The organism is Mesorhizobium helmanticense (genome assembly GCF_003034915.1).
In the GTDB taxonomy this organism is placed as follows: domain Bacteria; phylum Pseudomonadota; class Alphaproteobacteria; order Rhizobiales; family Rhizobiaceae; genus Mesorhizobium; species Mesorhizobium helmanticense.
The window spans coordinates 74,680-97,486 of record NZ_PZJX01000053.1 but is presented as its reverse complement, the minus strand read 5'-3'; the positions used below and the strand labels follow the sequence as shown (position 1 = coordinate 97,486).

Below are 22,807 nucleotides of genomic sequence, written 5' to 3'. Positions count from 1 at the left end.
GGTCCTCAGCTTTCCCGGGTGACGATGGTTCCAATTTTCGGGCCGATTAGTTTTCCCTCGCGCGCGATTTCGCGACCGCGCAGGAAGACGCTTGTCAGCCGCGCCTGGACGGTCCAGCCATCGAATGGCGTATAGCCCGCTCGCGACACTTGATCGGCATTGGCGATGGTGCTGGACTGGCGCGGATCGAGGATGAGGATATCGGCATCGTAGCCGGCGGCGATCCGGCCCTTGCGCCGGCCGAGGCCGAAGCGCTCGGCCGGATTGCCGGCGCACAGGCGCACCAGGTCGGACAGGTCGATAAGCCCATCGTCGACCAGTTTCAGCATCGCCTGCAGCAGCGTCTGCAGCCCTGGCATGCCGCCTGGAATGTCGGCGAAAGCCGCGTAGGGTGCTGCCTTCTCGGTTGGCGCGTGCGGCGCGTGGTCGGTGGCGACGATGTCGATCAGTCCTGCGCGCAGTGCGGCGCGCAGCGCATCCACATCATGCGGCGAGCGCAGCGGTGGCGAGGCCTTGAGATTGGCGCCTTGCATCTCATAATCGCTGGCGCTGAAGAAGAGGTTCTGCGGGGTGGTTTCGACGCTGGCGTCGGCCATGCCGCACAGCCGGCTCCACGTCTCGATGCCGAGTTCGGAATTGATCTGGCGTACATGAATTCTGGTCTCGGCCGAGGCGGCGGCAGTTAGCGCCCGGGCGATGCCGTTAGCTTCGGCCAGCGGCGTCCGGCTGGCCTGAAAGGCGGCTATGGTGCCGGAGTGGTCGCGCATTGTGCTGCCGGTCAGGATCGATTGATCGCCGGGCGAGATACCGATCAAAGTGTCGGTGCCGGCGAAAGCCCTCAACGCCTCGGCCACGGCGTCGAGCGTCGCGAAGAGGAAGTCATCGGGCACATCGGCGGTGAAAAGCTCGAACGAGACAGGCGCCAAGTCCAGCAGGCGAGGGATGAGCAACAGGTCGCGGCTGACGACGGTCTGCAGGCCGACATCGACATGGATGCGGCCTTCGGCCATAGCCATCTTGTCGGCAAGCTGTTCAGCCGTGGCCGTCCAAGGCTCGTCGGTCGGCATGTCGAGCACCGTCGTCACGCCACCAAGGGCCGCGGCATGCGTGCCGGAAGAAAAGTCCTCCTTGTGCGTCAGTCCGGGTTCGCGCAGATGCGCGTGCGCGTCGACCAGGCCGGGCAGCAGATAGGCACCGGCCGCATCGACAACGGTCCTGGCCGAAGCTGTCTCGCCAGGCGCGACAAGCGCTGCGATACGGCCGCCGATGATGCCTATATCGCGCCGCTCGAACCCTTCGGCGTTGACGATGGTGGCTCCCCGGATCAGCGTTTCGAACATACCGTCTTGCTTCCGTTAGCCGCGCCGCTCGAAGCCGACATGGTTCTCCAGCCAGAACCGGGCGATATCTTCGCGGCGCATAAAGGCAGCGGCTGGCTTTTCCTTCACGTGCTCGATCACCTCGCGCAGCCCGGACGCCCGGTTGGGCTGGCCCATCCAGCGTGCATGGATGCCGATCGTCAGCATGCGGCCGCCGGTCTCGTCCGACTCGTCGAGCATGTAATCGATCGCCGAGCCGCAATCCTCGGCAAAATCGCGCGGATTGCTGTAGCCCGGCGCCACCAGATAGCGGCTGTCGTTGAGCGTCTTGGAATAGGGCACGACCAGGATCTCCGTGCCCCGATGGTCGAGGAAATAGGGCAGGTCGTCATTGCAGGGATCGGAGTGGTAGAGGAAGCCACCTTCCTCAACGAGCAAATCGCGCGTGTTGACGCTGGGCAGCGAGCGGCAGTTCCAGCCCAGGGGGCGCCTTCCAAGCAGCTTCTCGTAAAGCGCGACCGCTTCATGCAGATGGCGCTTTTCCTCGCTGCGCTCCATGGTAGTGTAGTCGATCCAGCGCAGGCCGTGGCCGAGCAGATCGTGCCGTCGCGTCTTCATCCATTCGACGAAGGGCGGGTTGCGCTCCAGTGCCACCGCGCAAGCGGAGATGGTGATCGGGATGTCGTAGCGATCGAAGAGTCGTGCCAAGCGCCAGACACCGGCGCGGCTGCCATATTCGAAATGCGTCTCGGTGCCGAGGTCGCGCACCGGCGGGCTCGAGGTGAGATTGTATTCGCCCCAATTGTCGTTGCGGCCGTCTTCCGGCCATGAGTACTCCGAGCCTTCCTCGTAGTTGAGCACGAGGTTGATGGCGAGCTTGACGCCGCCGGGCCAGGTCATGAAGGGCGGGCGCGGACCATAGCCGACGAAGTCGCGCGGCTGGGGCGGTTGCGAGGCAGCGCTCGGCGTCATGGCAAATTCCTCTCAGCTCGTTTCGTTGGCGGCTATCCAGTCCATGTAAGCGTGGAAGGCTTCCTTGCCGGGACGCGGCCGCCATGTGGTGTCGCGTAGGATGCGGGCGATGTCATACGCCCCCCACATGCCGCCTTTCAGTCTCACATCCTGGACGATATTGGCGTCTTCTCCTGATGTCACCTCGGCCTTCAGGCCCGGCACGCGTTCCCTTGCCCAGCCGACGATCTCGCCGATGGTCTGGCTGGATCCGGAGCCGATGTTGTAGTGGCGGTAATTGAGGTGCGGTGCATCGATCAGCGCGAGGATCGCGGCGGCAACGTCGGTCGAGGCGATATAGTCGCCGACGGGGTCCAGGCTGTTCGGCCTGATCGTGTCTCCGGCTAAAGCCATATGCGCGACGCGGTTGGGAACATGGCGAAAGTTGCGGCTCTCGGTCGCGCGGTCCATCGGGCCGTAGACGGAAGCAAGCCGCACCGAGACCGCCGACAGGTCGAACAGGTCGGCATAGCGGTTGGTCACCATTTCGGAGGCGAATTTCGAGATGCCGTAGAGCGTCAACGGCGCGACATAGCCATCTTCCGGCAGCGGCTCGCTGCTCCAGTCTGGTCCATTGTGACGGTAGACGGAGCCGGAACTGACATAGACGAAGCGCTTGAGTCCCGGTCTCGCGCGCGCCCAGTCCAGCATCCGCACGGTGCCCATGAGATTGACGTCGACGATGCGGGCAGGGTCTTCAGCCTCCGGCTGGCGTTTTGCCTCCGAGGCGCTGCCGCGCGAGATCGGCGTGATCGTCGCGCCATGCACGATTGCCGTGATGCCTTGCCTGTCGAGCGTTGCGGACCAAGCCTTCGGGTCGAGCACATCGGCAGCGATCACTGCGAGCCGGTCGCGAACCGGGGCGAAATACTTCTCGGCCGCCGCGTCGAGACCGGACCGGTCGAGGATCACGGCACGGGCTTGCGGATCGCGGTCCAGCCATGCGCGCGCGACCACGCTCATGACAAAGCCGGTGCCGCCGGTGACGAGCAGCGTCATGCGAACTCCTTTGAAGTTGAACGAAGAGGGTCAGCGCGTCGCATAGCCGCCGTCCACAAGCATGTCAGATCCGGTGACGAAGGATGCGTCCGATGACAAAAGGAAAGCAGCCGCCGCGGCGATCTCATCCGGCTCTGCGATGCGGCCGAGCAGATGGGCGGATCCAAGACCAGCATTGGCGGCCTCGAAGTCTGGAAATCTGCGCAGCAGGCGCGCTGTCGCCACCGCGCCCGGCGACAAGCTGTTGACGCGCACCTTGTCCGGCGCATGGTCGACCGCCATCGCCTTGGCGAGATGGATCAGTCCCGCCTTGGCGGCGCAATAAGCGACGGCCTTAGCGGTCGCGACGCGTCCGAACTGTGAGCCGATGAACACCACCGAGCCGCCGCCGCCCGCTACGATCAACGGCACCGCGAACTTGCTCATCAGGAACGCACCGGTCAGGCTGACGTCGAGTTCGCGGCGCCAGGACTGTTCGTCGAGATCGACGACGGTGGCGTTGGCCGATGGTGCGGCGGCGTTGTGCACCAGTCCGTCCAGCCGGCCGAAGCGTTGCTGTGCGATGTCGACGGCGCTGCTGGCCGACCCTGCATCGGTCACATCGCAGCGGCAGGCGGCCGCGGTGGCCCCAAGCCCATCGGCAAGTGCCTGCGCCGCGGCAAGATCATGGTCTGCGCAGACTACGCTGGCGCCTTCTGAAACGCAGCGTCGGGCAATGGCGGCGCCAATGCCGCTTGCGGCGCCCGCGATAAGGACAACGCTGCCTTGCAGCCGGTTCATCGCGGTGACCTCAAAGCCGTTCCTCGACACGTTGCATGACCGGCGCCGTGACCGGCCGGCGCAGAAGATTGTAGCAGGCGGCCAACGTGACCAGGGCAGCGCCGCCGCCAAGCAGCAGGAACATTGCGGGAGGCCCAAGATGCTCCATCAATCCCGCGGCGAGGCCCGGCGTTGCTACATTGCCGATCGAGTAGAGCAGGAGCAGCGTGCCGGAGGCGGCGACCATGTGCCGGCTATGAAGCTGCGATGCGCCGAAGGCCATCGCCACCGGATAGATCGTCAGCGCCGTGGCGCCATAGATGAAGAACAGCACGAACAGCAGAGGCACCGACAGAGTGCCGACCCAAGCGATCGAGGCGCAGGCCGTCACCGACACCAGCCCTTGCACCAGCAGTATCAGGCGGCGGTCGAAACGGTCCGACAGCCAGCCGACCGGGGTCTGCGCCACCATGCCGGCAATGCTTATCGTGGTCACCAGCCAGACCGTGGCCGCCGCCGACAGGCCGATCTGCGTCCCGTAAAGAGGCGTCAGCACGAAGACGTTCATGTTGGTGATGCCGCCCTGGAAAATCGCCACGACCGTCACCGGCGCCAGCCTGAAAAGCGCCAGCGGCCCGAGCCGCCTGTCTGCCTTGGCTCCGGGCGCGGGCGCCGGATCGGCCGGCACCGAAGGCAGCGCCGGCCAGCGCAGCCCGGCGAAGTTGGGCGCAAAGGCCACGAGCACCGTTGCTGTCGCGACCAGAAACAGATGCGGAGATTGCGGACCGACGATCGCCACCAGGACCTGGCCGAGCAGCACGGCGATCGCCGTCGTCAGCATGTAGACCGCGAACAGCGCGCCGCGATTGTGCTGTTCGGCGTAGAGATTGATCCAGCTCTCGCAGACGACAAACATCGAGGCCATCGACATGCCGCCGAGCAGCCGCAAGCAGAACCAGGCCGGCATGAAGTCGGTGACGACGAAGCCCAGGGCCGACAGCAGCGCGGTTGCCAGGACCACCAGGAATGTCCGCTCATGGCCGTAGCGGGTGACCAATGGACGCGTCATCAGGCATCCGATCAGGAAGCCGGCCGGATAGGCGGTCAGAACGATCTGCACGGTTTCGGGATCGACGCCGGCTTTGCCGAGGTGGAACGACACCGCGGTCGTCAGCATGGCGCTGCCGATACAGGCGAGACAGACGCTTGCCATCATCGGCAAAGTGGCGCGAGAGCGCTCAGCGTTCCGCCACAAGCGCATCGCGGATTGAGCGATCGACCCCATGAATGCCGCTGTCGGCCGGCTAGGACGGGCGCCGGCGATCGCAGGCAGGATCAATGACCGACGCCGGATTCCTATGCATTGCGACGGCTCCCCTTGGCAGTCACGCTGACCGGCGGCTGCTCTCCCAGACAGAAGCTATACCTCCCCATGCATGCTACAAGCGAAGATTGACACGGCTATGGCGTGATTTTTTTTGGCCATCCCTGTCGCGGAAAACGGCGTTGTGCCGTGCGACAGGCTTTACAGTCCTTTTGTCCGCTCCCTACGATAGGTCGCCTGCCGAAGATCGAGAGGAGACCAGGAGATGACGATCGAACGTCTTGAGAATGGCCAACGCTTCTGCCGGGTGCTGCGCTACAACGGCACCGTCTATGTCTCCGGCCTGACGGCGGACGACCTTTCCGGCGACACCACCGCGCAGACGAAGCAGATTTTCGCCAAGATCGATGCGCTTCTGGCCAAGGCCGGCAGCGACAAGTCGAAGCTTTTGAGCGCCCAGATCTGGCTGCGCGATATCGCTGACTTCGACATGATGAATACGGCCTGGGATGCCTGGATCGACCGCAGCGCCATGCCGGTGCGCGCGACGGTGGAGGCGCGGCTTGCCGGCGATCAGTATCGCGTCGAGATCATGGTCACGGCGGCGGTCGGCTGACGCCGATTGGGGTGGGCAAACCGAATGCATGAGCTGGTGATCAAAGGCGGAAGGGTTGCGCTCGACGACGGTTGGGCCGAATGCGACATCGGCATCGATGACGGCCGTATAGCAGCCATCGGCAACGGCCTGACCGGCAGGGCGCTGCTGGATTCCGGCGGCCGCTGGGTCATGCCCGGCGGCATCGACGCCCATTGCCATCTCGACCAGCCGGTCTGGGGCGGGGCCGGCAATGCGGACGATTTCGAATCCGGCACCATCTCGGCGGCCTTCGGGGGCACGACATGCATCGTCCCGTTCGGCATGCCAGGTCCGGACATGACGACGATCGGCGCCGTGGACCGCGCTCTCGACCGCTCCACAGGGCGCGCGGTGATCGACTACGGGCTGCACGCCGTGGTGACTATGGGCACTGGCCCTGATGTCGAGGCTCAGCTTACTGAGCTTGCCGGCCGTGGCATCGCCTCGGTCAAACTGTTCATGACCTATCAGGGTTTTGCCGTCGACGACGACCTCTTTTTCAGGGTGCTCGATACCGCCCACAGCCTTGGCTGGATCGTCATGGTCCATGCCGAGAACGATGCCGCCATCCGCCGCACGCGCCAGCGCCTGATCGATCTCGGCCGCACCGACATTCGCTACCATGTCGTTGCCCACAGCGAGACGATGGAGCGCGAGGCCACGCATCGTGCGCTGGCCTTCGCCGAAATGACCGGCGCGCGCATGACCATCGTTCACGTCTCCTCCTGGCAGTCGGCCGAGGAAGTGGCGCGAGCGCGCGTGCGAGGGGTGGATGCGATTGCCGAGACTTGCCCGCAATATCTGTTCATAGGCTCTGCCGACCTTGACCGGCCGGCTCTCGACGCGGCGCGTTTCGTCTTTTCGCCTCCGCCGCGTTCGCCGCGCAGCCATGAGCATCTGTGGCAGGCGCTGATCGATGGCGGCATCGATCTCTGGTCTTCCGACCATTCGCCATACTGGTTCGCGGACAAGATAGGTGGATCCCAGACGCCTGCCTTCAACACCACGCTGAGCGGCATTCCCGGCATCGAAACGCGTTTGCCGCTGCTGTTCTCGGAAGGGCTGTTGACCGCCCGGCTGACGCTTGGCCGCTATCTCGATCTCACCTCGCGCAATGCCGCGTCGATCTATGGGCTCGCCGATCGCAAGGGCAGGATCGCGGTTGGGCTCGACGCGGATCTGGCGCTGTGGGACCCAACGGCGCGATGGACGCTCGGCCACAAGGCCTTGCATTCCCGCGTCGACTTCACGCCTTACGAGGGCAAAAGCGTGACTGGCAAGCCGACCACAGTGCTGGTGCGCGGCGTGCCGGTGGTCGCCGACGGCCAGCTCCAGGTGCAGCCGGGGTTCGGACAGTTCGTAGAGCGCACCGCCGCCAATCCGGATCTTTCCGGAAAACCTGTCGAGGAGACGACGCCGTGGCTAGATTCCTGACCATCGCGGTCGCCCAGACAGGACCGATCCAGCGCAGCGCCTCGCGTGCCGAAACTGTCGATCGCCTCCTCCACTTGCTGGAGCAGTCCGCTGCCGCAGGTGCGGAGATTGCTGTGTTCCCCGAGATGGCGCTGACCACTTTCTTTCCGCGCTGGCGCATCGACGATCAGGCGGAGATCGATGCCTTCTTCGAACAGTCGATGCCAGGCCCCGAAACGCTGCGCCTCTATGATGCCGCCGCCCGCCTCAAGATCGGCTTCACGCTCGGCTATTGCGAACTCGCGCAGGAAGAAGGCCGGACGCGCCATTTCAACACCATGGACCTTGTCGGCCCGGACGGGCGCTTCATTGGCCGCTACCGCAAGATGCATGTGCCGGGGTCGAGCGAGCCGGAGGAAGGCATCACCACGCATCTGGAACGCCGCTATTTCGAGCCGGGCAATCTCGGTTTTCCGGTCTTCGACTATCGCGGCGTGCGCGTCGGCATGGCGATCTGCAACGACCGCCGCTGGCCGGAAACCTATCGCATGCTTTGCCTCAACGGCGCCGAGGTGGCTCTGCTTGGCTACAACACACCGCTGCTGCTCGACGAGGCGCCGGCGCTCGCTCATCTGCGCATGTTCCACAACCATCTGCCAATGCAAGCCGGTGCCTACCAGAACACACTGTGGGTCGCTGCTGCCGCCAAGGCGGGACTGGAGGACGGTCAGGCGCTGATCGGCGGGTCCTGCATCATCGCGCCGACCGGCGAGCTCGCCGCGCAGGCGATGTCGCTCGGCGACGAGATCATCGTCCATCGCGCCGATCTCGACCTGATCGAGACCTGCCGGAAGGTGAATTTCAACTTCGCGCTCTATCGCCGCCCCGACCAGTACCGGCGCATTTCGGAACCGGTCTGAGATCGAAACGAGATGGGCCTCATTGAAACAAGTCAGGACACGATGCCGCGCGCGGCCGATCCGCTGTCACTTGGCGAGATTGTCGAGAACGGACTTTGCATCGGTTGCGGCCTCTGCCGCTCGATCGCCGGTGCCGGCGAAATCGAAATGGTGATGACACCGGCAGGGCGCGAGCGGCCAGTGGCAAGACAGGTGTTCGACGAGGAGACTTTGATGCGGATCAACGCTGTCTGCCCGGGGACCCGGATCGCCGGTCCGCCGCCGGCGCAGATGAGCGAGGCCGCGCTGACCGACACTGTCTGGGGGCCCGCCGAACGGCTTGTGCTCGGCCGCGCGGGAGACGCCACGGTGCGGTTTGTCGGTTCCGGCGGCGGGGTGCTGACGGCGCTCGGACAGTTCCTGCTGAGCTCCGGGCGCGTCAAATTCGTGCTGCATGTCGCGGCATCACATTCCGAGCCGATGCGCAGCGAAAGGCGGCTGAGCTTTGATGCCGCATCGATGCTTGAGGGCGCGGGCTCGCGCTATGGCCCGGCGGCGACCTTGGTGGATTTCTGCGACATTCTCGATCGCGGCGAACCCTTCGCGCTGATTGCCAAGCCTTGCGACGTCACCGCCGTGCGCAACCTTGCGCGGCTCGATCCCCGCGTCGACCGATATATGCGCTATGCCTTGGCCTTCGTTTGCGGCGGCGCATCGGATTTGTCGAAATCGGAACAGGTGCTGCAGCGTTTCGGCCTCGCCGAGGACGAGCTCGCGCTGTTCCGCTATCGGGGCCATGGCAATCCCGGCCTCAATCGGATGGAAACCAGGGACGGCCGCGCCTTCGAACTCACCTATAGGCAGTTGTGGGAGGACGAGGACAAATGGATGATCCAGCCGCGCTGCAAGATCTGCCCCGACGCGATCGGCCAGGTGGCGGACATCGCCGTTTCGGATGCCTGGCTGAATGGCGGGCCTGCGGCCGAAGACGAGCCGCTCAACGGCATCATCGTGCGCACCGGGCGCGGCCTTGAGCTGTTCGACTCGGCGGTCGAAGCCGGCGCGCTGGAGATCAAGCGCGAGACCGGCATTGCCGAGATCAGTGAGTTGCAGTCGCACCAGGTGCGCAAGCGGCGCGCCGTCTGGGCGCGGTTGAAAGGCATGGCGATCGCCGGCAAGCCGGTGCCTTTCGTCACCGACCTCGCACTTGAAGATTGCGCCGTGCAGAATTCGCTGGCGGAGAATCTGGCCGAAGGGCGCGGCGCCCAGGACCGTGCCCGGCGCGGACGCCTGGGTGAGCCGCCTGCCGTACCGCGCGAAAGCAAGGCTGTGCAATCATGTTGAAGGACGGGCCGAAATGAGTGCCGCCGAGGAAACCGACGTCATCATCATTGGCGGCGGTGTCGCCGGCGCCGGCGCCGCCTTCGAGATTTCCCGCTCTGCCAAGGTGGTCGTGCTCGAGCGGGAAAGCCATTGCGGCTACCACACCACCGGTCGCTCGGCGGCGAGCTTCACCGAAAATTACGGCAACGGCATCATCCGTCGTATCGTGCTGGCGAGCCGATCTTTCCTGGCCGAACCGCCGGCTGGCTTCTCGGATTATCCGCTCCTTAGCAAACGCGGCATGATCACCGTGGCGCGCGCCGATCAGCTCGATCTGCTGCGGAAAGATCTGGAGACCGCGCAGGCTTTGGTCCCCTCGATCGTCGCCATGACCCAAGCCGAGGCGATTGCGCGCGTGCCGGTGCTGCGCGCGGACTATCTCGCCGGCGCCTACATCGAACCGCATTCGATGGATATCGACGTCAACGGCCTGCATCAAGGCTATCTGCGCGGCGCCCGCGCGCGCGGCGCGCGCATCGTCACCAATGCCGGCGTCAGGGCGATTGGACGGCAAGGCAGCCGATGGCGGATCGAAACCCCAGCGGGAACGTTCCTTGCGCCAACGCTCGTCAACGCCGCCGGCGCATGGGGCGACGAGATCGCCATCATGGCCGGCGTGCGCCCGATCGGCCTGCAGCCGAAGCGCCGCACTGCCTTCAACATCCCGGCACCCGCCGGTGTCGACATCACCGACTGGCCGCTGGTCAACGATGTCGGTGCCGAGTTCTACTTCAAACCCGATGCAGGGCAGCTGTTCGTCTCGCCGGCGGATGCGACGCACTCTGTGCCGATGGATGCCTATGCGGAAGAGATCGATGTCGCGATCGGTGCCGAGCGCCTCGAAAGGGCCACCACGATCGAGGTGCATCGTGTTTCGCGCTCATGGGCGGGCTTGCGGACCTTCGTCGCCGATGGGTCGCCGGTGGTCGGACCCGATGACGAGGTCCCGGATTTCATCTGGCTGGTCGGGCAGGGCGGCTATGGCATCAAGACCTCGCCGGCGCTGTCGCGCGTCTGTGCCAGCCTGATCGCGGGCAAGGGCTTTCCAGACGATGTCGCAAGGCAGGGCGTGTCGACGGACGATCTCACGCCGCACCGGCTGCGCGGCGTCGAGTCTCAAGCCAGGCAGGTTGCTTCATGAGCAATGCCGCACTGACGGCCGGCGGCAGGCTAGCCGGGGATCTGCTAGAGAGGCTTGCGCAAGCCACCACCGACGCGCCGGGGATCACGCGCATCGCCTACGGGCCTGGCGAGCGTTTTGCGCATGGTCTCGTGCGAGAGGAAGCGGAGAAGCTCGGCGCCACGGCGCGCACCGATGCCGCCGGCAATCTCTATCTGACGCTGAAAGGCTGCGACCCCGATCTGCCGGCGATCGTCATCGGCTCGCATCTCGACAGCGTGCCGCATGGCGGCAATTTCGACGGCGCCGCGGGTGTGGTGGCGGGGCTGGTCGTGATGGCCGAGCTGGTCGGGCAAGGCATCCAATTGCCGCGCGACCTGATCGTGCTGGCGACGCGCGCGGAAGAGGCTGTCTGGTTTCCGTTGTCCTATCCCGGCAGCCAGGCCGCACTCGGCCTGCTGGAGCCGGCGGCGCTGGAAGCGAAGCGGTCGGACAGCGGACGCACGCTTGCCGATCACATGCTGGAAGAAGGCTTTGATCCCGAAGCCGTGCGGCGCGGCGTTCCGGGTATCGATGCCGGCCGCATCGCGGCTTTTGTCGAAGTGCATATCGAGCAAGGCCCGCGCCTGGTTGCCGCCAACGTGCCGGTCGGCATCGTCACCGGCATTGCCGGCGGGTTCCGCTATGTCGATGCGAAGTGCTTTGGCGCTTACGCGCATTCCGGCGCCGAGCCGCGCTTTGCCCGGCATGACAGCGTGCTCGGCTTTGCCGATCTGGTCGCCGGCCTTGAAGCGGAATGGGACGCGCTCGAGGGTGAAGGGCATGAAGCCACCATCACCTTCGGTCGGGTGGAATCCGATCCGAGCCAGCACGGCGGCAGCCGCGTCCTAGGCGAACTTCGCTTCACGCTCGACGTGCGCAGCGCCGGGGCCGCTGTGCTGGAACGCATCGAGGCAAGGCTGCACCCGCTCTTCACCGAAATTGGCGCCAGGCGTGGTGTGCGCTTCGAGGCCGGGCCACGCTTCACCTGGGAGCCGGCAACCATGTCGCCGGCGCTGATCGCGAGACTGGACCGCGCTGCCAAAGAGCTGCAAATGCCAGTGCCGCATGTGCCGAGCGGAGCGGGGCATGACGCGGCCACCTTTGCCGGCGCCGACATTGCGACCGCCATGATCTTCGTGCGCAACGAGAATGGCAGCCACAACCCGCATGAAGCGATGGAGATAGCCGATCTCGATCAGGCGATCCGTCTGCTTCTTCGTTTCGTCACCGACTTCGACAATCCCCCGGGACAGCCATGAACCTTGCCGCGACTGCCTTGCTCGTCATCGACCTGCAGAACGAATACCGCCCCGGTGCGGCCTGGCCAGTCGTCGGCTATGACGCCGTGCTCGCCAATGCCGCCCGCTTAATCGCAGTAGCCCGTGCCGCAGGTGTGCCCGTCATCCATGCCCAGGCTTGGGTGAAGCCGGAGGAACGCGACGGCTATGCCAGACAAGAAGAGATCCTGACCGAGGAATTCCGCTCCGCCGTGGCTGGCAGCGATGGCGCCGACATTTGCGCCGAAGTGGCGACAGTGCCAGGCGATATCGTCATCCACAAGCACTGGCCGAGCGCCTTTCGCCGCACCGATCTTTCAAAACGGCTTGCCGACCTCAAGGTCGAGAACCTGATCGTGACCGGCGTGCTCACCGATAGCTGCGTGACCGAGAGCGTGTTCGACGCGGTCTATCAAGGTTTCAGGGTCTGGCTGGTCAAGGATGCCTGCGGCAGCATGACCGAGGCCATGCACCGCACCGGCATGCTCGACATGGCGAACCGGCTCTATGGCGGCGGTATCCTGCGCGTGCCCGAGGCGCTGAAGGCGCTCGACGGCCAGCCCTTCGACGGCTGGTGCTGCACGCGGCCGGTGGAATTCGCCTACACGCTTGAGACGGTCGACCGGATTTACGAGGCTCTGTGATCGATGCCGCAGCCGCATGCGCCTCTGACAACCGTTTTTGAAGCCGAGGGCTTGAGAACCGCACCCGGCAGCGCGCCGGTCGCCCTGCCGCCGCGCCAGACGGATACGCCATTGACGAAGACATGCTCGATGCCGGCGGCGGGCCGGCGCGGCTCCTCGAAGGTGGCGGTGTCGATGATCGTCTCGGGATCGAAGATGACGAGGTCGGCGAAATTGCTTTCCGCCAGCAGCCCACGTTGCTGGATGCCGAATTCCCGCGCGGGCAGGCCGGTCATGCGGAACACGGCCTCCTCCAGGCTGAACAGGCCGACATCCCTGGCATAGTGCCCGAGCACACGCGGAAACGTGCCCCAGAGCCGCGGATGCGGATGGATGTCGTGTGGCAGGCCATCCGAGCCGATCATGGTGCGTGGATGGGCGATGATGTTGCGCACGTCCGTCTCGTCGAGCTGGAAATAGACAGCGCCGGCCGGCAGCAGTCGCTGGCCTGCCTCGCGCTCGCTGCAATTCCATTCGCGCGCGATGTCGGCGATCTCGCGCCTCGCCATTTCAGGATGCGGATCGGACCAGGTGACGAGGATCTTCAGGCCCGTGTCGCAGCGCTCCAGCCGCAGCACCGTGGAACTCGCTGCATAGGGATAGACATCCATGCCGATGTCCATCGTCTGGCGCGCCTGGTCGATCCTTTCCAGTGACGGACGGCTCTTGCCGAAATTGGCGCGGCCGGTGCACTGATGGTGCGAGATGAACAGCTTGCCGCCGGCATGATCGGCAATGTCGATGGCTTCCTCGATCGCCTCGTCCATCGTCTCGAAATAGTTGCGGGTATGGGTGACATAGGGGCCGCCGAGGCCGGCGGCCGTCGCGGCGAGCGCCTTGACCTCTTCGGTCGAAGAGTTGACCGCCGGCGGATAGTCGAGCCCGGTGCTGAGGCCGAAGGCGCCCTCGGCCATCGCCTGCTCCACGGCTTCCTGCATCGCCGCCGTCTCCGCCTCGTTGGCCGGACGGTCGGTCACCGGCATGCAGCGTTGGCGCAGTGTGGTGTGGCCGACCAATAGAGCCGCGTTCGTGGCGATGCCGCGCCGCTTGAGCTCTGCCACATAGTCGGCAAAACGGTCGAAACGGAAACTCTCCCGACCGCCGACCAGCGTGAAGGGCGGCGGCGGTGTTCTGTCGAGCAGCAGCGGCGCCAGGCTGACGCCGCAATTGCCGGCGATCACCGTCGTTACGCCCTGGCTGATCTTCGGGTCCATGCCGCGTGGCGCCAAGAGCGCGCCATCGTCATGGGTGTGGACGTCGATGAAGCCCGGCGCCAAGACCTTGCCCCTGGCATCGATTTCCTCGCTGCCAGTTGCGTCGTCCAGCCGACCGATGGCGGCGATCCTGTCGCCGGTGACGGCGATGTTGGCCTCGAAGCGTTTCGAGCCGTCGCCGGCGATCAGCGTCGCGTGGCGGATGACGAGGTCATAGTGCATCGGGCAGATTTTCAACTCTTTTTGTTGGAGCATGATCTCGGGACAAACGGAAACCGTTTGTCCGAGAAAACCGGTTCCCACTTTTCGGGATTATGCTCTAGCCTTCCGGATTGGCGGCGATCTCCTCGCGCCGGCGCGCGACATAGGCGTCGAGCTCCTCGCGGATCGCCGGGTCCAAGGCCGGCTCCTGGTAATCATGCAGCGCCTGTTGCCAGAGTTCTGTCGCACGTTCGAGCGCATCCTTGCCGCCGGCTTCCTCCCAGGCGCCGTGGTTTTGCCAATTGGAGAGCATCGGCTGGTAGAAGGCGGTCGTGTAGCGCGACATGGTGTGCTCGGCGCCGAAGAAATGGCCGCCGGCCGGGACGGACTTGATCGCCTCGAAGCCCAGATCGTCCTCCTGGAACGGCAGTGGGCGCAGGAACTCCATCATATTCTGCAGGATCTCGACATCGAGCACGAGCTTTTCATAGGACGCCGTCAGCCCGCCCTCCAGCCAGCCTGCCGCATGGTAGATCAGATTGGCGCCACCCAGCACCGCGCCCCACGTCGCCATTTCCGTCTCGTAGGCGGCCTGCAGATCGACCACGTTCGAGGCATTCGCATTTGAGGTGCGGTAGGGCAGATTGTAGCGCCGCGCCAATTGGCCGGCGATGATGTTGGCCTTGGCATTCTCCGGCGTGCCGAAGGCCGGCGCGCCCGACTTCATGTCGACGTTCGAGGTGAAGGCGCCATACATCACTGGCGTGCCGGGATTGACGAGCTGGGTCAGCACCACGCCGAACAACGCTTCGGCATTCTGCTGGCAAAGCGCTGCCGCAAGCGTCACCGGCGTCATCGCACCCATCAGCGTAAAGGGTGTGACGGTCACCGGCTGGCCATGTTCGGCCATCGCGATCAAGCCCTCGGCCATGGCGTCGTCGAACAGCCGCGGCGAGTTGATCGAGATGATCGTCGTCACGCCAGGCGAGGTGCGCATCGCCTCGACGGAGATGCCGCGCGCGATCGCCATCATGTTGATCCCGTCCATGGCCCGGGCGCGGCCGATCGCCGTGCAGTGGAAGGAGAGATCGCTCAGCGTCAGGTTTGCGTAGTAGGTGTCGAGATGGCGGGAATTGGCCGGCAGCTCCATCGGCGCCACCACCTGGTTGCCGATGATGTGGATGGCATTGAAGTGGTGCGCCAGCCGGATGAAATTCTGGTAGTCGGGCAGGTTGCCCTGGCGGCGGCCGTTGATGCGGTCATGCACATTGGGCGGCCCGGCGACCAGGCCGAAGACCAGCGAATTGCCGCCCAGATGCACCTGCTTTTCCGGATTGCGGCTGGTCAGCGTGAAGGAGGACGGCACTGCCCGCAGCGCCTCGCGCACCAGGCTTTCGTCGATCCTGATGGTCTTTTCGTCGCGATCGACGATGGCGCCAGCGGAAGCGAACAGGTCCATCACCCGCTCGCTCATGACACGGATGCCGAGTTCCGACAGGATGCGCATCGACGTGTCATGCAGCCGCTCCATCCGCTCTTCGTCGAGCAACTGCATCGGCGGGTAGGGGTTCTCCACATGTTGCCAAGGCAGTTGCGTGATACCGCCGCCGCTGCGTTCCAGCTTCGATCTGCGGCCGCCGCCGCGCCTGTCCTGCGTCATCAAAGTCTTCCCTCTCGGCTCAGTAGCCGCGCTCTGGGTTCACGACGTTCTGCAGCGGCATGCCGCTGCGGTAGCGCTTCAGATTGTCGGCGAACATGCGCACCGACGTGATGTCCCAGCCGTCGTAGACCGCCGCGCAATGCGGGGTGATGGCGACATTGTCGTAGCTCCACAGGGGATGGTCGGCCGGCAGCGGCTCGGTCGTGAAGACGTCGAGTACCGCTCCCTTGATCCGTCTGGCATTGAGCGCGGCCAGAAGTGCTGCTTCCTCGACGACGCCGCCGCGCGAAATGTCGATGAGGACGGCGGACGCCTTCATCGCTGCGAAGGCTGCCTCACCAAGCAGGCCGCGCGTGGTCGGCAGCAAAGGCACGCAACAGATGATGAAATCGGCGCGACCGATGAGTGGCAGCAGCGCGTCAACCCCTTGAACCTCGTCCAGGCATGGCGTCGGCTTGGGGTGCGCACGGATACCCAGCGTGCCCATACCCATCGCCCGCGCCCGTTTGGCGACGGCCTCGCCGGTCTTGCCGAGGCCGATGATGAGTACAGTCTTGCCTTCGATCGGCTCGACGCGGCCGCCGCCCCATTGCCGCACCTGCTGGCGGCGCGCAAAGCCGCGCAGGTCGAGCGAGAAGGACAGCATGGCGCCGAGTGCGAACTCCGCCAGCATGCCCGCGGCGACGCCCGCGGAATTGGTGACGGTCAGCCGTTCCGGGTCCCAACGCCCGAGATGATCGGTGCCGGAGCCGCCGACCGAGACCCACTTCACCGTTGGGCTGTCGACAAGGGCCTGGCGCGGATAGCGCGGTGTGCCGTCGAAGCGCACGGAAAAAACCACTTCCGCCGCCGCGCGCCCGATCAATGCGGGAAGAGCGGCGTAGCTGTCGCATGCATGCACCGTGAGGTCCGGATGCGTCTCCTTGAGCACGGCCAGCGCCGCCGCCGGCCGGTCGGTGTGCAGTATGACGGACGGGTCAGCCGACATGGTGTCGCTCTCAGCTCCGGCCAATGTGATCGGCCGAAGGGCCGAGCGCGGCGAGCAGCTTCTCGCCGCCTTCCAGCGTTGCATTCTCATGTGGCGCGCGCAGGTTCAGCCAGCGCCTGTCGCCGGAGCGCACCGCCAGCACGGCTTTCATCGCCGGGATGAGACCTGCATCCTGGATGATCTTGCGGAACGCCTTGATCGCGGCATCCGCTTCGGCAACGTCCTTTCCTGCGATCGTTGCGTCGTAGAGGGCCCGGATGGCGGCGGCGTTGAGGTTGACGGTGGCCGAGATGCAGCCTGCCGCTCCGCTGGCCAACCCTTTGGTCAGTTGCGCTTCAGAGCTCGGAAACACCGCAACCTTCGGAGCCGCGGCAATCACCGCGGTGGTGTTGTTCCAGTCGCCGGCGCTGTCCTTGTAGGCGACGACGGTGTCGGGGAACGCGTCGTTCAGCCGTGCGGTCAAGGCGGGGCTCACCGGCACTCCTGAATTCTGCGGGATGTGGTAGAGGATCACCTTCATCGCCGGGTTCGCCACCCGCTCGATCAGCTCGCTGTAGTAGCGGGCCTGGCCGCTGTCACCGGCAGTGGTGTAGAAGAACGACGGCAGCACCATCACCCCGGCGCAGCCGAGCCCGACGGCGTGCGCCGACAGTTCGACGGTTTCTGGCAAGGCGGTGACGCCGGTGCCGGGCATCAGTTGGCCTGGCGGGATGCCGGCTTCGATCAGCCATTCCAGCGCCTGCATGCGCTCGCCCAAGGACAGCGACAGCGCCTCGCCGGTGGTGCCGAACGGCGACAGGAAATGCGCGCCCTGGCCCAGCACCCATTTAGCATGCAATATCCAGAGATCGCGCGCGATGCGGCCGTCGTTTTCGAACGGCGTCAGGATCGGTGAGATGGTTCCTTGCGGGCGGGTCATGCGTGTCCTTCCGTATCGATCAAAAAATCCGTGCAGTGTCTGGCCGCCGCCGCTGCCGTCCTGGCGAAGTAGACCGATGCGGTGACGTCGAACAGTACATCGAAACCTGTTTGCGAGCGGAACGTGACGGCCTCGATGTGACCGACGCGTGTTTGCGCAATGTCGTCGACACCGAATCTATCGGCTCTGAGATCAAGCGCGCATAGCCGGCTCATCGATTGCGGCGCGTGCGGGCCAGAGAGGCGCAGCCATGCCCAGCCCTCCTCGCGCCATGACGAATAGCCTTTCGGCCCGGCATCGTTCGCCCAGCCAGCTTTGAGTTCGGCAAGCGCTTCGCCGGCACCTTCGGCAAGCAGCAGGATGTCCTCGTTGCCGAGACGCAAGATCCGCATGCCGTGATACGCGCCGATGTGATTGACTGCAGGCAAGGAGATGCCGTGTGCCGTGAGCCAGGCAGCGCTGCCGCCGCCCTTCAGGCCAAAACGCGGACTGGCCGTCAGGTCGCTCAGCGCCAACGCACCAGTGGGCAGCTTCGTGCCGTCAGCCGCGCCGCCGGCCATGAAGGGAAACACCGCACTTGCCGCCATCTACATCTCCTGCCGTGCATTGGCGGGATCGAAGAAAGCGTGAGCAACCACCGGCCCATCGACCAGATTGCCGTTCCGGCACTTCACCGTCACCAGGCTCCCCTCCGTGGAGTCGTCGATATGGACGTAGGCGAGCGCGATGGTGCAGCCGAGCGTCGGCGAGAAGCCGATCGAGGTGATCTGTCCGACGGGAGCATTGCTGCGCAGTATGAGGCAGCTTTCGCCGGGTAGATCCCTGGCATCGGCCGGAAATCGCAGGCCGACGAGCTTGCGCGACTGGCCCAGCCTTGCGCGCATCTCGATCGACCGTTTGCCGACGAAGAACGGCTTCTTCTTCGAGACCGCCCAGCCAAAGCCGAGCTCGTCCGGCGTGGTGATCGCATCGGTGTCCTGGCCGATCAGGATGTGCCCCTTCTCCAGGCGAAGGATGCGCGAGGCTTCGAGACCGTAAGGCTTCAAGCCGTACGGTTTGCCGGCAGTCATCACCGCGTCCCAGAGGGCGGGTGCGAGGCTGGATGGACAATGCAGTTCGTAGCTCAGCTCGCCGGTGAAACCGATCCGCATGACGCGCACCGGCACGCCGGCGATGACGCCTTCGCGGCCGCTGAGATAGGGGAATGCCTCGCGCCCGAAATCGATGTCGCTCTCCAGCGCCTCAAGCACCGCCCGGGCTTTCGGTCCGGTGACATTCAGGCCGCAGAACGCGCCGGTGAGGTTGAGGACATCGACCCGCAAGCGCCATTGCGCGTTCCAGAACAGCATGTCGGCATAGACACGCGAGACTGCACCCGTGGTTGCCGTCACATAGAACCGGTCCTCCGCCATGCGGTAGGCGACGCCGTCATCGACCACCGAGCCCATCTCGTTGAGCATCAGGCAATAGCGCACACGCCCGACAGGCTGGTTGGCATGCGCCATCGTGTAGAGGCGGTCGAGGAATTCGCCGGCATCGGGTCCGCGCAGTTCCAGCTTGCCGAGCGTCGACACGTCGAGCAGGCCAACCCCTTGCCGCACCGCCGTGATCTCGTCGCGGATCATCTTTTCGGCCGCGCCGGCATCGCCATAGAAATACGGCCGCCACCACGCGCCTACCGGCTTCATCACGGCGTTCAGCGCCAAATGCCTGGCGTGCAGAGCTGTGCGCCGCTCGAGCGGTTCGTGGTGGCCGGCAAGCACGCCAAGCGTCTCCGGTCCGACCGGTGGGCGCGCGGTGGTGATGCCGACTTCGGCCACCGTGCGGCTGGTCGCTGCGGCGACGACCCTCGCCGTCGCCAGCGCAGAATGGCGACCCTGGCTCGGGCCCATGCCGACGGTGGTGAAACGCTTGACCAGCTCGATTTCGCGATAACCCTCCTTGACCGCGTTCTGGAGATCCTTGACCTGGAGATCCTCGTCGAAGTCGACGAAATCGCGGCCCTTCGGATCGGCAACGATCGGCTGCACATGGACCGGGCTGGTAGCCATAGGCCTGGTGAATATTTTGTCCTCTACAACAGCATGGCCGAGCCCCAAAAGTGCGGCCACGGCCGCGCGATGGCCGCCGGCAATCGCGCCCTGTAGATCGCTGTCTCCAGCGACAGAGCCGGCAAGGTGGACCGGCGCTTTCGGCAAGCTGAGCATCATCGATCCGCTAGCGGCGTCATAGCCGACTTTTGCTCCAGCCTGACAAGGCAGCTGCCAGGCGGGCACCTGGCCAGCCGTGACAGCCAGCAGGTCGCACTCGATCCAGCGCCCGCCGACACGGACCCGCGCAAGGTGACGATTTCCCGCGATCCCCTGGGCGGCTTCGATCGTCACGGCCTTCCGGATGGCCACGCCCTTGCCGTGCAACTCGGCTTCGAAGGTGCCTGTCTCGCCGTCGGATCTCGGATCGGCGACCAGTATGACCGAGACGCCGGCCTCAACCAGATCGAGCGCGACGCAATAGCCCTCATCGCCGGTGGCCAGCACCACGGCCTTTTGTCCCGGGCGCACGCCGTAATGGCGGATCAGCCGCTGCGCCGCGCCGCCCAGCATGATCCCCGGCAGGTCGTTGTTGCGGAAGATGGCGGGCTGTTCGATCGAGCCTGTGGCCAGGATCACCGCGCGCGCCCGTGTGCGATAGAGCCGGTCGCCCTGAATCAAGGGCAGCCAATTGTCCTCATACCATCCGTTGCAGACGGTCCCGGTCAGCAGGCGCAGATTGGGTAACGCCTCAAGTTTGGAAGACAGGTCGGCAAGGAGGGCCGGATCGTGCCGGCCGTAGGTCAACGAACCGCCGATCTCCGGGTTCTCGTCGCAAAGCACGACATCCGCGCCCGCCTCGGCGGCAGCAATGGCGGCGTTCAGTCCCGCTGGACCGGCGCCGACCACGAGGATATCGCAGTGCAGGTGCGTCTTGTCGAAATGCCGGTGCGGGGCCTTGGTGTCGACCACGCCCAGTCCGGCCTTGCGGCGGATCATCGGTTCCCAGAATTTCAGCCAGCTGTCGCGGCGCGGCCCCATGAAGGTGCGGTAGTAGAAGCCGACCGGCAGAAAACGTCCTAGTCTGTCGATGATCGCGTCGCGGTCGCGTTCGAGCGTGCCGTTGACGTTCTGCGCGCTGACCCGCAACCCTTCGCTGATCGGCGTGCGATCTGCGGCGACGTTCGGTTCGAACGGCAATTGCACCAGCGTGTTGGCGTCGGCGCCGGTCATTGAGAGGATGCCGCGCGGCCGATGATATTTGAAGGAACGCGACAGCACCCATTGTCCGGAGGCTGCGAGCGCGCTGGCGATGCTGTCGCCGGCATAACCCTCGAAGTCCTTGCCTTCGAAGCTGAAGCGTAAGGGACGGCTTCGATCGATCCGGCTTCCCCAGGGCGCAGGCAGCCGGTTCATGATTGGTCCCGGCGTTCGGACGGATCGAATGTCCGGACGACTTCATTGGTGACGAGATCGCGCTCGGCCAGAAAAAAGTAATTGCTTGGCACGTGGCGCCACCACTCGACCACGATGCCCCTGCGGTTCTCGGCGCGGAACAGATGCCGCGACCAGTCGGCATCGGCGGTTCGGTCCGGGTCCGGCTCGGCGGGGACGGGTCCGAACGACTGGAACTCGTCTATGTTGCGCGGGCCGTTCATCGGGCAAATCAGCAGTTTCATGGTCAGTGGCTCGCCGCCGTCGCGCCCATTTCGTTGAGCAGCTGGAAGGTTTCGAACCGCTCGAGCGCGAAGGGCTTCAAGATGTCGGGCATGCACCCCTTGGCGATCGTCTCCGCCATGCGTTTGCCGGCGACGGGCGTCGCCTTGAACCCCCATGTCCCCCATCCGCAATCGAGCCACAGATTGGCGAGTGGGCTGGCACCCATGATCGGGCTGTAGTCCGGCGTCATGTCGGTGATCCCGGCCCATTGCCTGAGCAGCCGCACGCCTTGCAGGAACGGGAAGAGGTGCACGGCGCCCTCGGCGAGGTGTTCCTTCATGTCCAGCGTCGAGCGCGTCGAGTATAGCTGGTAGGGATCGGACCCGCCGCCGATGACGACCTCGCCGCGCGACGACTGCACCAGATAGGTGTGCAATGAGACGGAGGAGACCAGCGTGTGCAGCCACGGCTTGAGCGGCTGCGTCACCATGGCCTGCAGCGGATAGCAGCGGATGGGAAGCTCGACGCCGGCCATCAGCGCCACGTCGTAGTTCATCCCGCCGGTCGCAATCAGCACCTGACCGCAGGCGATACGGCCCCTATTCGTCTTGACGGCCCGGACCCGGTCGCCGACGACCTCGAAGCCTTCCACTTCGGTCCGCTGGTGGATCTCGACGCCGCGTCGCGACGCCTGCGCGGCATAGCCCCAGGCAACCGCATCATGCCTGGCGGTACCGCCGTCGGCATGCCAAAGCCCGCCGAGGATTTCGAGCGAACCGCCATAATCCATGTTCAAGGTTGGGACGAGTTCCTCGACCGCCTTCTGGTCGACAACTTCGGTGCGCGTACCCAGATGCTTGCCCATCTCGGCGCGCGCATGAAAGCTGCGCAGGGTCGCCTCCGTGTGTGCCAGCGTCAGCTGGCCGCGTTGCGAGAACATGACGTTGAAATCGAGTTCCTGCGACAGGGTCTCGAACAGCTCGACGCCTTCCTTGTAGAAGGCGATGCCTTCGGCGGTGATGTAGTTTGAGCGGATCGTCGTGGTGTTACGCGCGGTGTTACCGCCGGCAAGGTAACCCTTCTCGATGACCGCGACACGGCTTATGCCATGGTATTTCGCAAGGTGATGCGCGCATGACAGTCCGTGGCCGCCGCCACCGACGATGACCACGTCGTAGGAGGGCTTGAGGTCCGGCGTTGCGGGAATGTCGCCGCTGACCGGATAGTCCCGGCTGAGGCCGTATTTCAGGAGCCTGAGCGGCATCTTGGG

General features: G+C 65.1%; 20 protein-coding genes. 7 read left to right on the top strand and 13 right to left on the bottom strand.

Annotation, left to right across the window (positions count from 1 at the left end):
- Nucleotides 1–5 precede the first annotated feature (5 nt).
- The 5 genes from C9427_RS28755 to C9427_RS28735 are packed head-to-tail and all read right to left on the bottom strand — an operon-like array spanning nt 6 to nt 5,301.
- Nucleotides 6–1,340: a dihydroorotase gene (locus tag C9427_RS28755; protein ID WP_107652403.1), complete on the bottom strand. Its 1,335-nt coding sequence runs from the start codon at nt 1,338–1,340 to the stop codon at nt 6–8.
- Nucleotides 1,341–1,355: 15 nt separating this feature from the next.
- A complete protein-coding gene (locus C9427_RS28750; RefSeq protein ID WP_107652402.1) occupies nt 1,356–2,291 on the bottom strand; it encodes a polysaccharide deacetylase family protein in 936 nt (311 codons plus the stop codon).
- A gap of 12 nt (nt 2,292–2,303) precedes the next feature.
- Entirely contained in the window at nt 2,304–3,329 is a 1,026-nt protein-coding gene (locus C9427_RS28745) for an NAD-dependent epimerase/dehydratase family protein (RefSeq protein WP_107652401.1), read from the bottom strand.
- Between the two features lie 30 nt (nt 3,330–3,359).
- Entirely contained in the window at nt 3,360–4,109 is a 750-nt protein-coding gene (locus C9427_RS28740; protein ID WP_107652400.1) for an SDR family NAD(P)-dependent oxidoreductase, read from the bottom strand.
- Nucleotides 4,110–4,119: 10 nt separating this feature from the next.
- Nucleotides 4,120–5,301 (bottom strand): MFS transporter, encoded by a 1,182-nt coding sequence (locus C9427_RS28735; RefSeq protein ID WP_342587268.1) that lies wholly within the window; start codon nt 5,299–5,301, stop codon nt 4,120–4,122.
- 376 nt (nt 5,302–5,677) lie between these two features.
- Here C9427_RS28735 and C9427_RS28730 point away from each other — a divergent pair, with 376 nt between their 5' ends.
- Genes C9427_RS28730 through C9427_RS28700 form a run of 7 tightly spaced genes read left to right on the top strand, consistent with a single transcriptional unit; the run spans nt 5,678 to nt 12,827 of the window.
- Nucleotides 5,678–6,028 (top strand): RidA family protein, encoded by a 351-nt coding sequence (locus tag C9427_RS28730; protein WP_107652398.1) that lies wholly within the window; start codon nt 5,678–5,680, stop codon nt 6,026–6,028.
- Nucleotides 6,029–6,052: 24 nt separating this feature from the next.
- Nucleotides 6,053–7,483 carry a dihydropyrimidinase gene (gene hydA, locus C9427_RS28725; RefSeq protein ID WP_107652397.1) on the top strand — a complete coding sequence of 477 codons (1,431 nt, stop codon included), beginning with the start codon at nt 6,053–6,055 and terminating at the stop codon, nt 7,481–7,483.
- Nucleotides 7,468–8,382 (top strand): nitrilase-related carbon-nitrogen hydrolase, encoded by a 915-nt coding sequence (locus tag C9427_RS28720; RefSeq protein ID WP_107652396.1) that lies wholly within the window; start codon nt 7,468–7,470, stop codon nt 8,380–8,382. Before hydA ends, C9427_RS28720 begins: the two co-directional genes overlap by 16 nt.
- 12 nt (nt 8,383–8,394) lie before the next feature.
- Complete coding sequence (locus C9427_RS28715; protein WP_107652395.1) at nt 8,395–9,705, top strand: Coenzyme F420 hydrogenase/dehydrogenase, beta subunit C-terminal domain; 1,311 nt, start codon at nt 8,395–8,397, stop codon at nt 9,703–9,705.
- Nucleotides 9,706–9,718: 13 nt separating this feature from the next.
- A complete protein-coding gene (locus tag C9427_RS28710) occupies nt 9,719–10,885 on the top strand; it encodes an NAD(P)/FAD-dependent oxidoreductase (protein WP_107652394.1) in 1,167 nt (388 codons plus the stop codon).
- Nucleotides 10,882–12,165 (top strand): hydantoinase/carbamoylase family amidase, encoded by a 1,284-nt coding sequence (locus C9427_RS28705; protein ID WP_107652393.1) that lies wholly within the window; start codon nt 10,882–10,884, stop codon nt 12,163–12,165. Before C9427_RS28710 ends, C9427_RS28705 begins: the two co-directional genes overlap by 4 nt.
- A complete protein-coding gene (locus C9427_RS28700) occupies nt 12,162–12,827 on the top strand; it encodes a cysteine hydrolase family protein (protein ID WP_107652392.1) in 666 nt (221 codons plus the stop codon). The genes C9427_RS28705 and C9427_RS28700 overlap by 4 nt, the downstream gene beginning before the upstream one ends.
- On the opposite strand, the gene C9427_RS28695 is transcribed toward C9427_RS28700, so the two are convergent.
- The 8 genes from C9427_RS28695 to C9427_RS28660 form a co-directional block, all read right to left on the bottom strand.
- A complete protein-coding gene (locus C9427_RS28695; RefSeq protein WP_245437204.1) occupies nt 12,812–14,335 on the bottom strand; it encodes an N-acyl-D-amino-acid deacylase family protein in 1,524 nt (507 codons plus the stop codon). The two genes, C9427_RS28700 and C9427_RS28695, sit on opposite strands and share 16 nt — an antisense overlap.
- 64 nt (nt 14,336–14,399) lie before the next feature.
- On the bottom strand, nt 14,400–15,941 hold the full coding sequence (locus tag C9427_RS28690) for a trimethylamine methyltransferase family protein (RefSeq protein ID WP_107652391.1): 1,542 nt from the start codon (nt 15,939–15,941) through the stop codon (nt 14,400–14,402).
- A gap of 19 nt (nt 15,942–15,960) precedes the next feature.
- Complete coding sequence (locus C9427_RS28685) at nt 15,961–16,929, bottom strand: D-2-hydroxyacid dehydrogenase (RefSeq protein ID WP_107652390.1); 969 nt, start codon at nt 16,927–16,929, stop codon at nt 15,961–15,963.
- A gap of 10 nt (nt 16,930–16,939) precedes the next feature.
- Nucleotides 16,940–17,848, bottom strand: coding sequence for a dihydrodipicolinate synthase family protein (locus C9427_RS28680; protein WP_107652389.1), 909 nt, complete (start codon nt 17,846–17,848; stop codon nt 16,940–16,942).
- Nucleotides 17,845–18,435 carry an aminomethyltransferase family protein gene (locus tag C9427_RS28675; protein ID WP_107652388.1) on the bottom strand — a complete coding sequence of 197 codons (591 nt, stop codon included), beginning with the start codon at nt 18,433–18,435 and terminating at the stop codon, nt 17,845–17,847. The genes C9427_RS28680 and C9427_RS28675 overlap by 4 nt, the downstream gene beginning before the upstream one ends.
- Entirely contained in the window at nt 18,436–21,294 is a 2,859-nt protein-coding gene (locus tag C9427_RS28670; RefSeq protein ID WP_107652387.1) for a 2Fe-2S iron-sulfur cluster-binding protein, read from the bottom strand.
- Nucleotides 21,291–21,557 carry a sarcosine oxidase subunit delta gene (locus C9427_RS28665; RefSeq protein WP_107652386.1) on the bottom strand — a complete coding sequence of 89 codons (267 nt, stop codon included), beginning with the start codon at nt 21,555–21,557 and terminating at the stop codon, nt 21,291–21,293. The genes C9427_RS28670 and C9427_RS28665 overlap by 4 nt, the downstream gene beginning before the upstream one ends.
- Before the next feature lie 2 nt (nt 21,558–21,559).
- The gene (locus C9427_RS28660; protein ID WP_107652385.1) at nt 21,560–22,801 is read right to left on the bottom strand and encodes an FAD-dependent oxidoreductase; all 1,242 of its coding nucleotides are present in this window, start codon (nt 22,799–22,801) and stop codon (nt 21,560–21,562) included.
- Between the last annotated feature and the right edge of the window lie 6 nt (nt 22,802–22,807).

What these genes read in the sequence shown, in the direction of transcription:
- C9427_RS28660 (WP_107652385.1), bottom strand. Translation starts at nt 22,801, where the DNA reads ATGCCGCTCAGGCTCCTGAAATACGGCCTCAGCCGGGACTATCCGGTC.
- C9427_RS28705 (WP_107652393.1), top strand. Translation starts at nt 10,882, where the DNA reads ATGAGCAATGCCGCACTGACGGCCGGCGGCAGGCTAGCCGGGGATCTG.
- C9427_RS28675 (WP_107652388.1), bottom strand. Translation starts at nt 18,435, where the DNA reads ATGGCGGCAAGTGCGGTGTTTCCCTTCATGGCCGGCGGCGCGGCTGAC.
- C9427_RS28685 (WP_107652390.1), bottom strand. Translation starts at nt 16,929, where the DNA reads ATGTCGGCTGACCCGTCCGTCATACTGCACACCGACCGGCCGGCGGCG.
- C9427_RS28670 (WP_107652387.1), bottom strand. Translation starts at nt 21,294, where the DNA reads ATGAACCGGCTGCCTGCGCCCTGGGGAAGCCGGATCGATCGAAGCCGT.
- C9427_RS28665 (WP_107652386.1), bottom strand. Translation starts at nt 21,557, where the DNA reads ATGAAACTGCTGATTTGCCCGATGAACGGCCCGCGCAACATAGACGAG.
- C9427_RS28755 (WP_107652403.1), bottom strand. Translation starts at nt 1,340, where the DNA reads ATGTTCGAAACGCTGATCCGGGGAGCCACCATCGTCAACGCCGAAGGG.
- C9427_RS28680 (WP_107652389.1), bottom strand. Translation starts at nt 17,848, where the DNA reads ATGACCCGCCCGCAAGGAACCATCTCACCGATCCTGACGCCGTTCGAA.
- C9427_RS28690 (WP_107652391.1), bottom strand. Translation starts at nt 15,941, where the DNA reads ATGACGCAGGACAGGCGCGGCGGCGGCCGCAGATCGAAGCTGGAACGC.
- C9427_RS28700 (WP_107652392.1), top strand. Translation starts at nt 12,162, where the DNA reads ATGAACCTTGCCGCGACTGCCTTGCTCGTCATCGACCTGCAGAACGAA.
- hydA (WP_107652397.1), top strand. Translation starts at nt 6,053, where the DNA reads ATGCATGAGCTGGTGATCAAAGGCGGAAGGGTTGCGCTCGACGACGGT.
- C9427_RS28710 (WP_107652394.1), top strand. Translation starts at nt 9,719, where the DNA reads ATGAGTGCCGCCGAGGAAACCGACGTCATCATCATTGGCGGCGGTGTC.
- C9427_RS28740 (WP_107652400.1), bottom strand. Translation starts at nt 4,109, where the DNA reads ATGAACCGGCTGCAAGGCAGCGTTGTCCTTATCGCGGGCGCCGCAAGC.
- C9427_RS28695 (WP_245437204.1), bottom strand. Translation starts at nt 14,335, where the DNA reads ATGCTCCAACAAAAAGAGTTGAAAATCTGCCCGATGCACTATGACCTC.
- C9427_RS28745 (WP_107652401.1), bottom strand. Translation starts at nt 3,329, where the DNA reads ATGACGCTGCTCGTCACCGGCGGCACCGGCTTTGTCATGAGCGTGGTC.
- C9427_RS28735 (WP_342587268.1), bottom strand. Translation starts at nt 5,301, where the DNA reads ATGGCAAGCGTCTGTCTCGCCTGTATCGGCAGCGCCATGCTGACGACC.
- C9427_RS28730 (WP_107652398.1), top strand. Translation starts at nt 5,678, where the DNA reads ATGACGATCGAACGTCTTGAGAATGGCCAACGCTTCTGCCGGGTGCTG.
- C9427_RS28750 (WP_107652402.1), bottom strand. Translation starts at nt 2,291, where the DNA reads ATGACGCCGAGCGCTGCCTCGCAACCGCCCCAGCCGCGCGACTTCGTC.
- C9427_RS28715 (WP_107652395.1), top strand. Translation starts at nt 8,395, where the DNA reads ATGGGCCTCATTGAAACAAGTCAGGACACGATGCCGCGCGCGGCCGAT.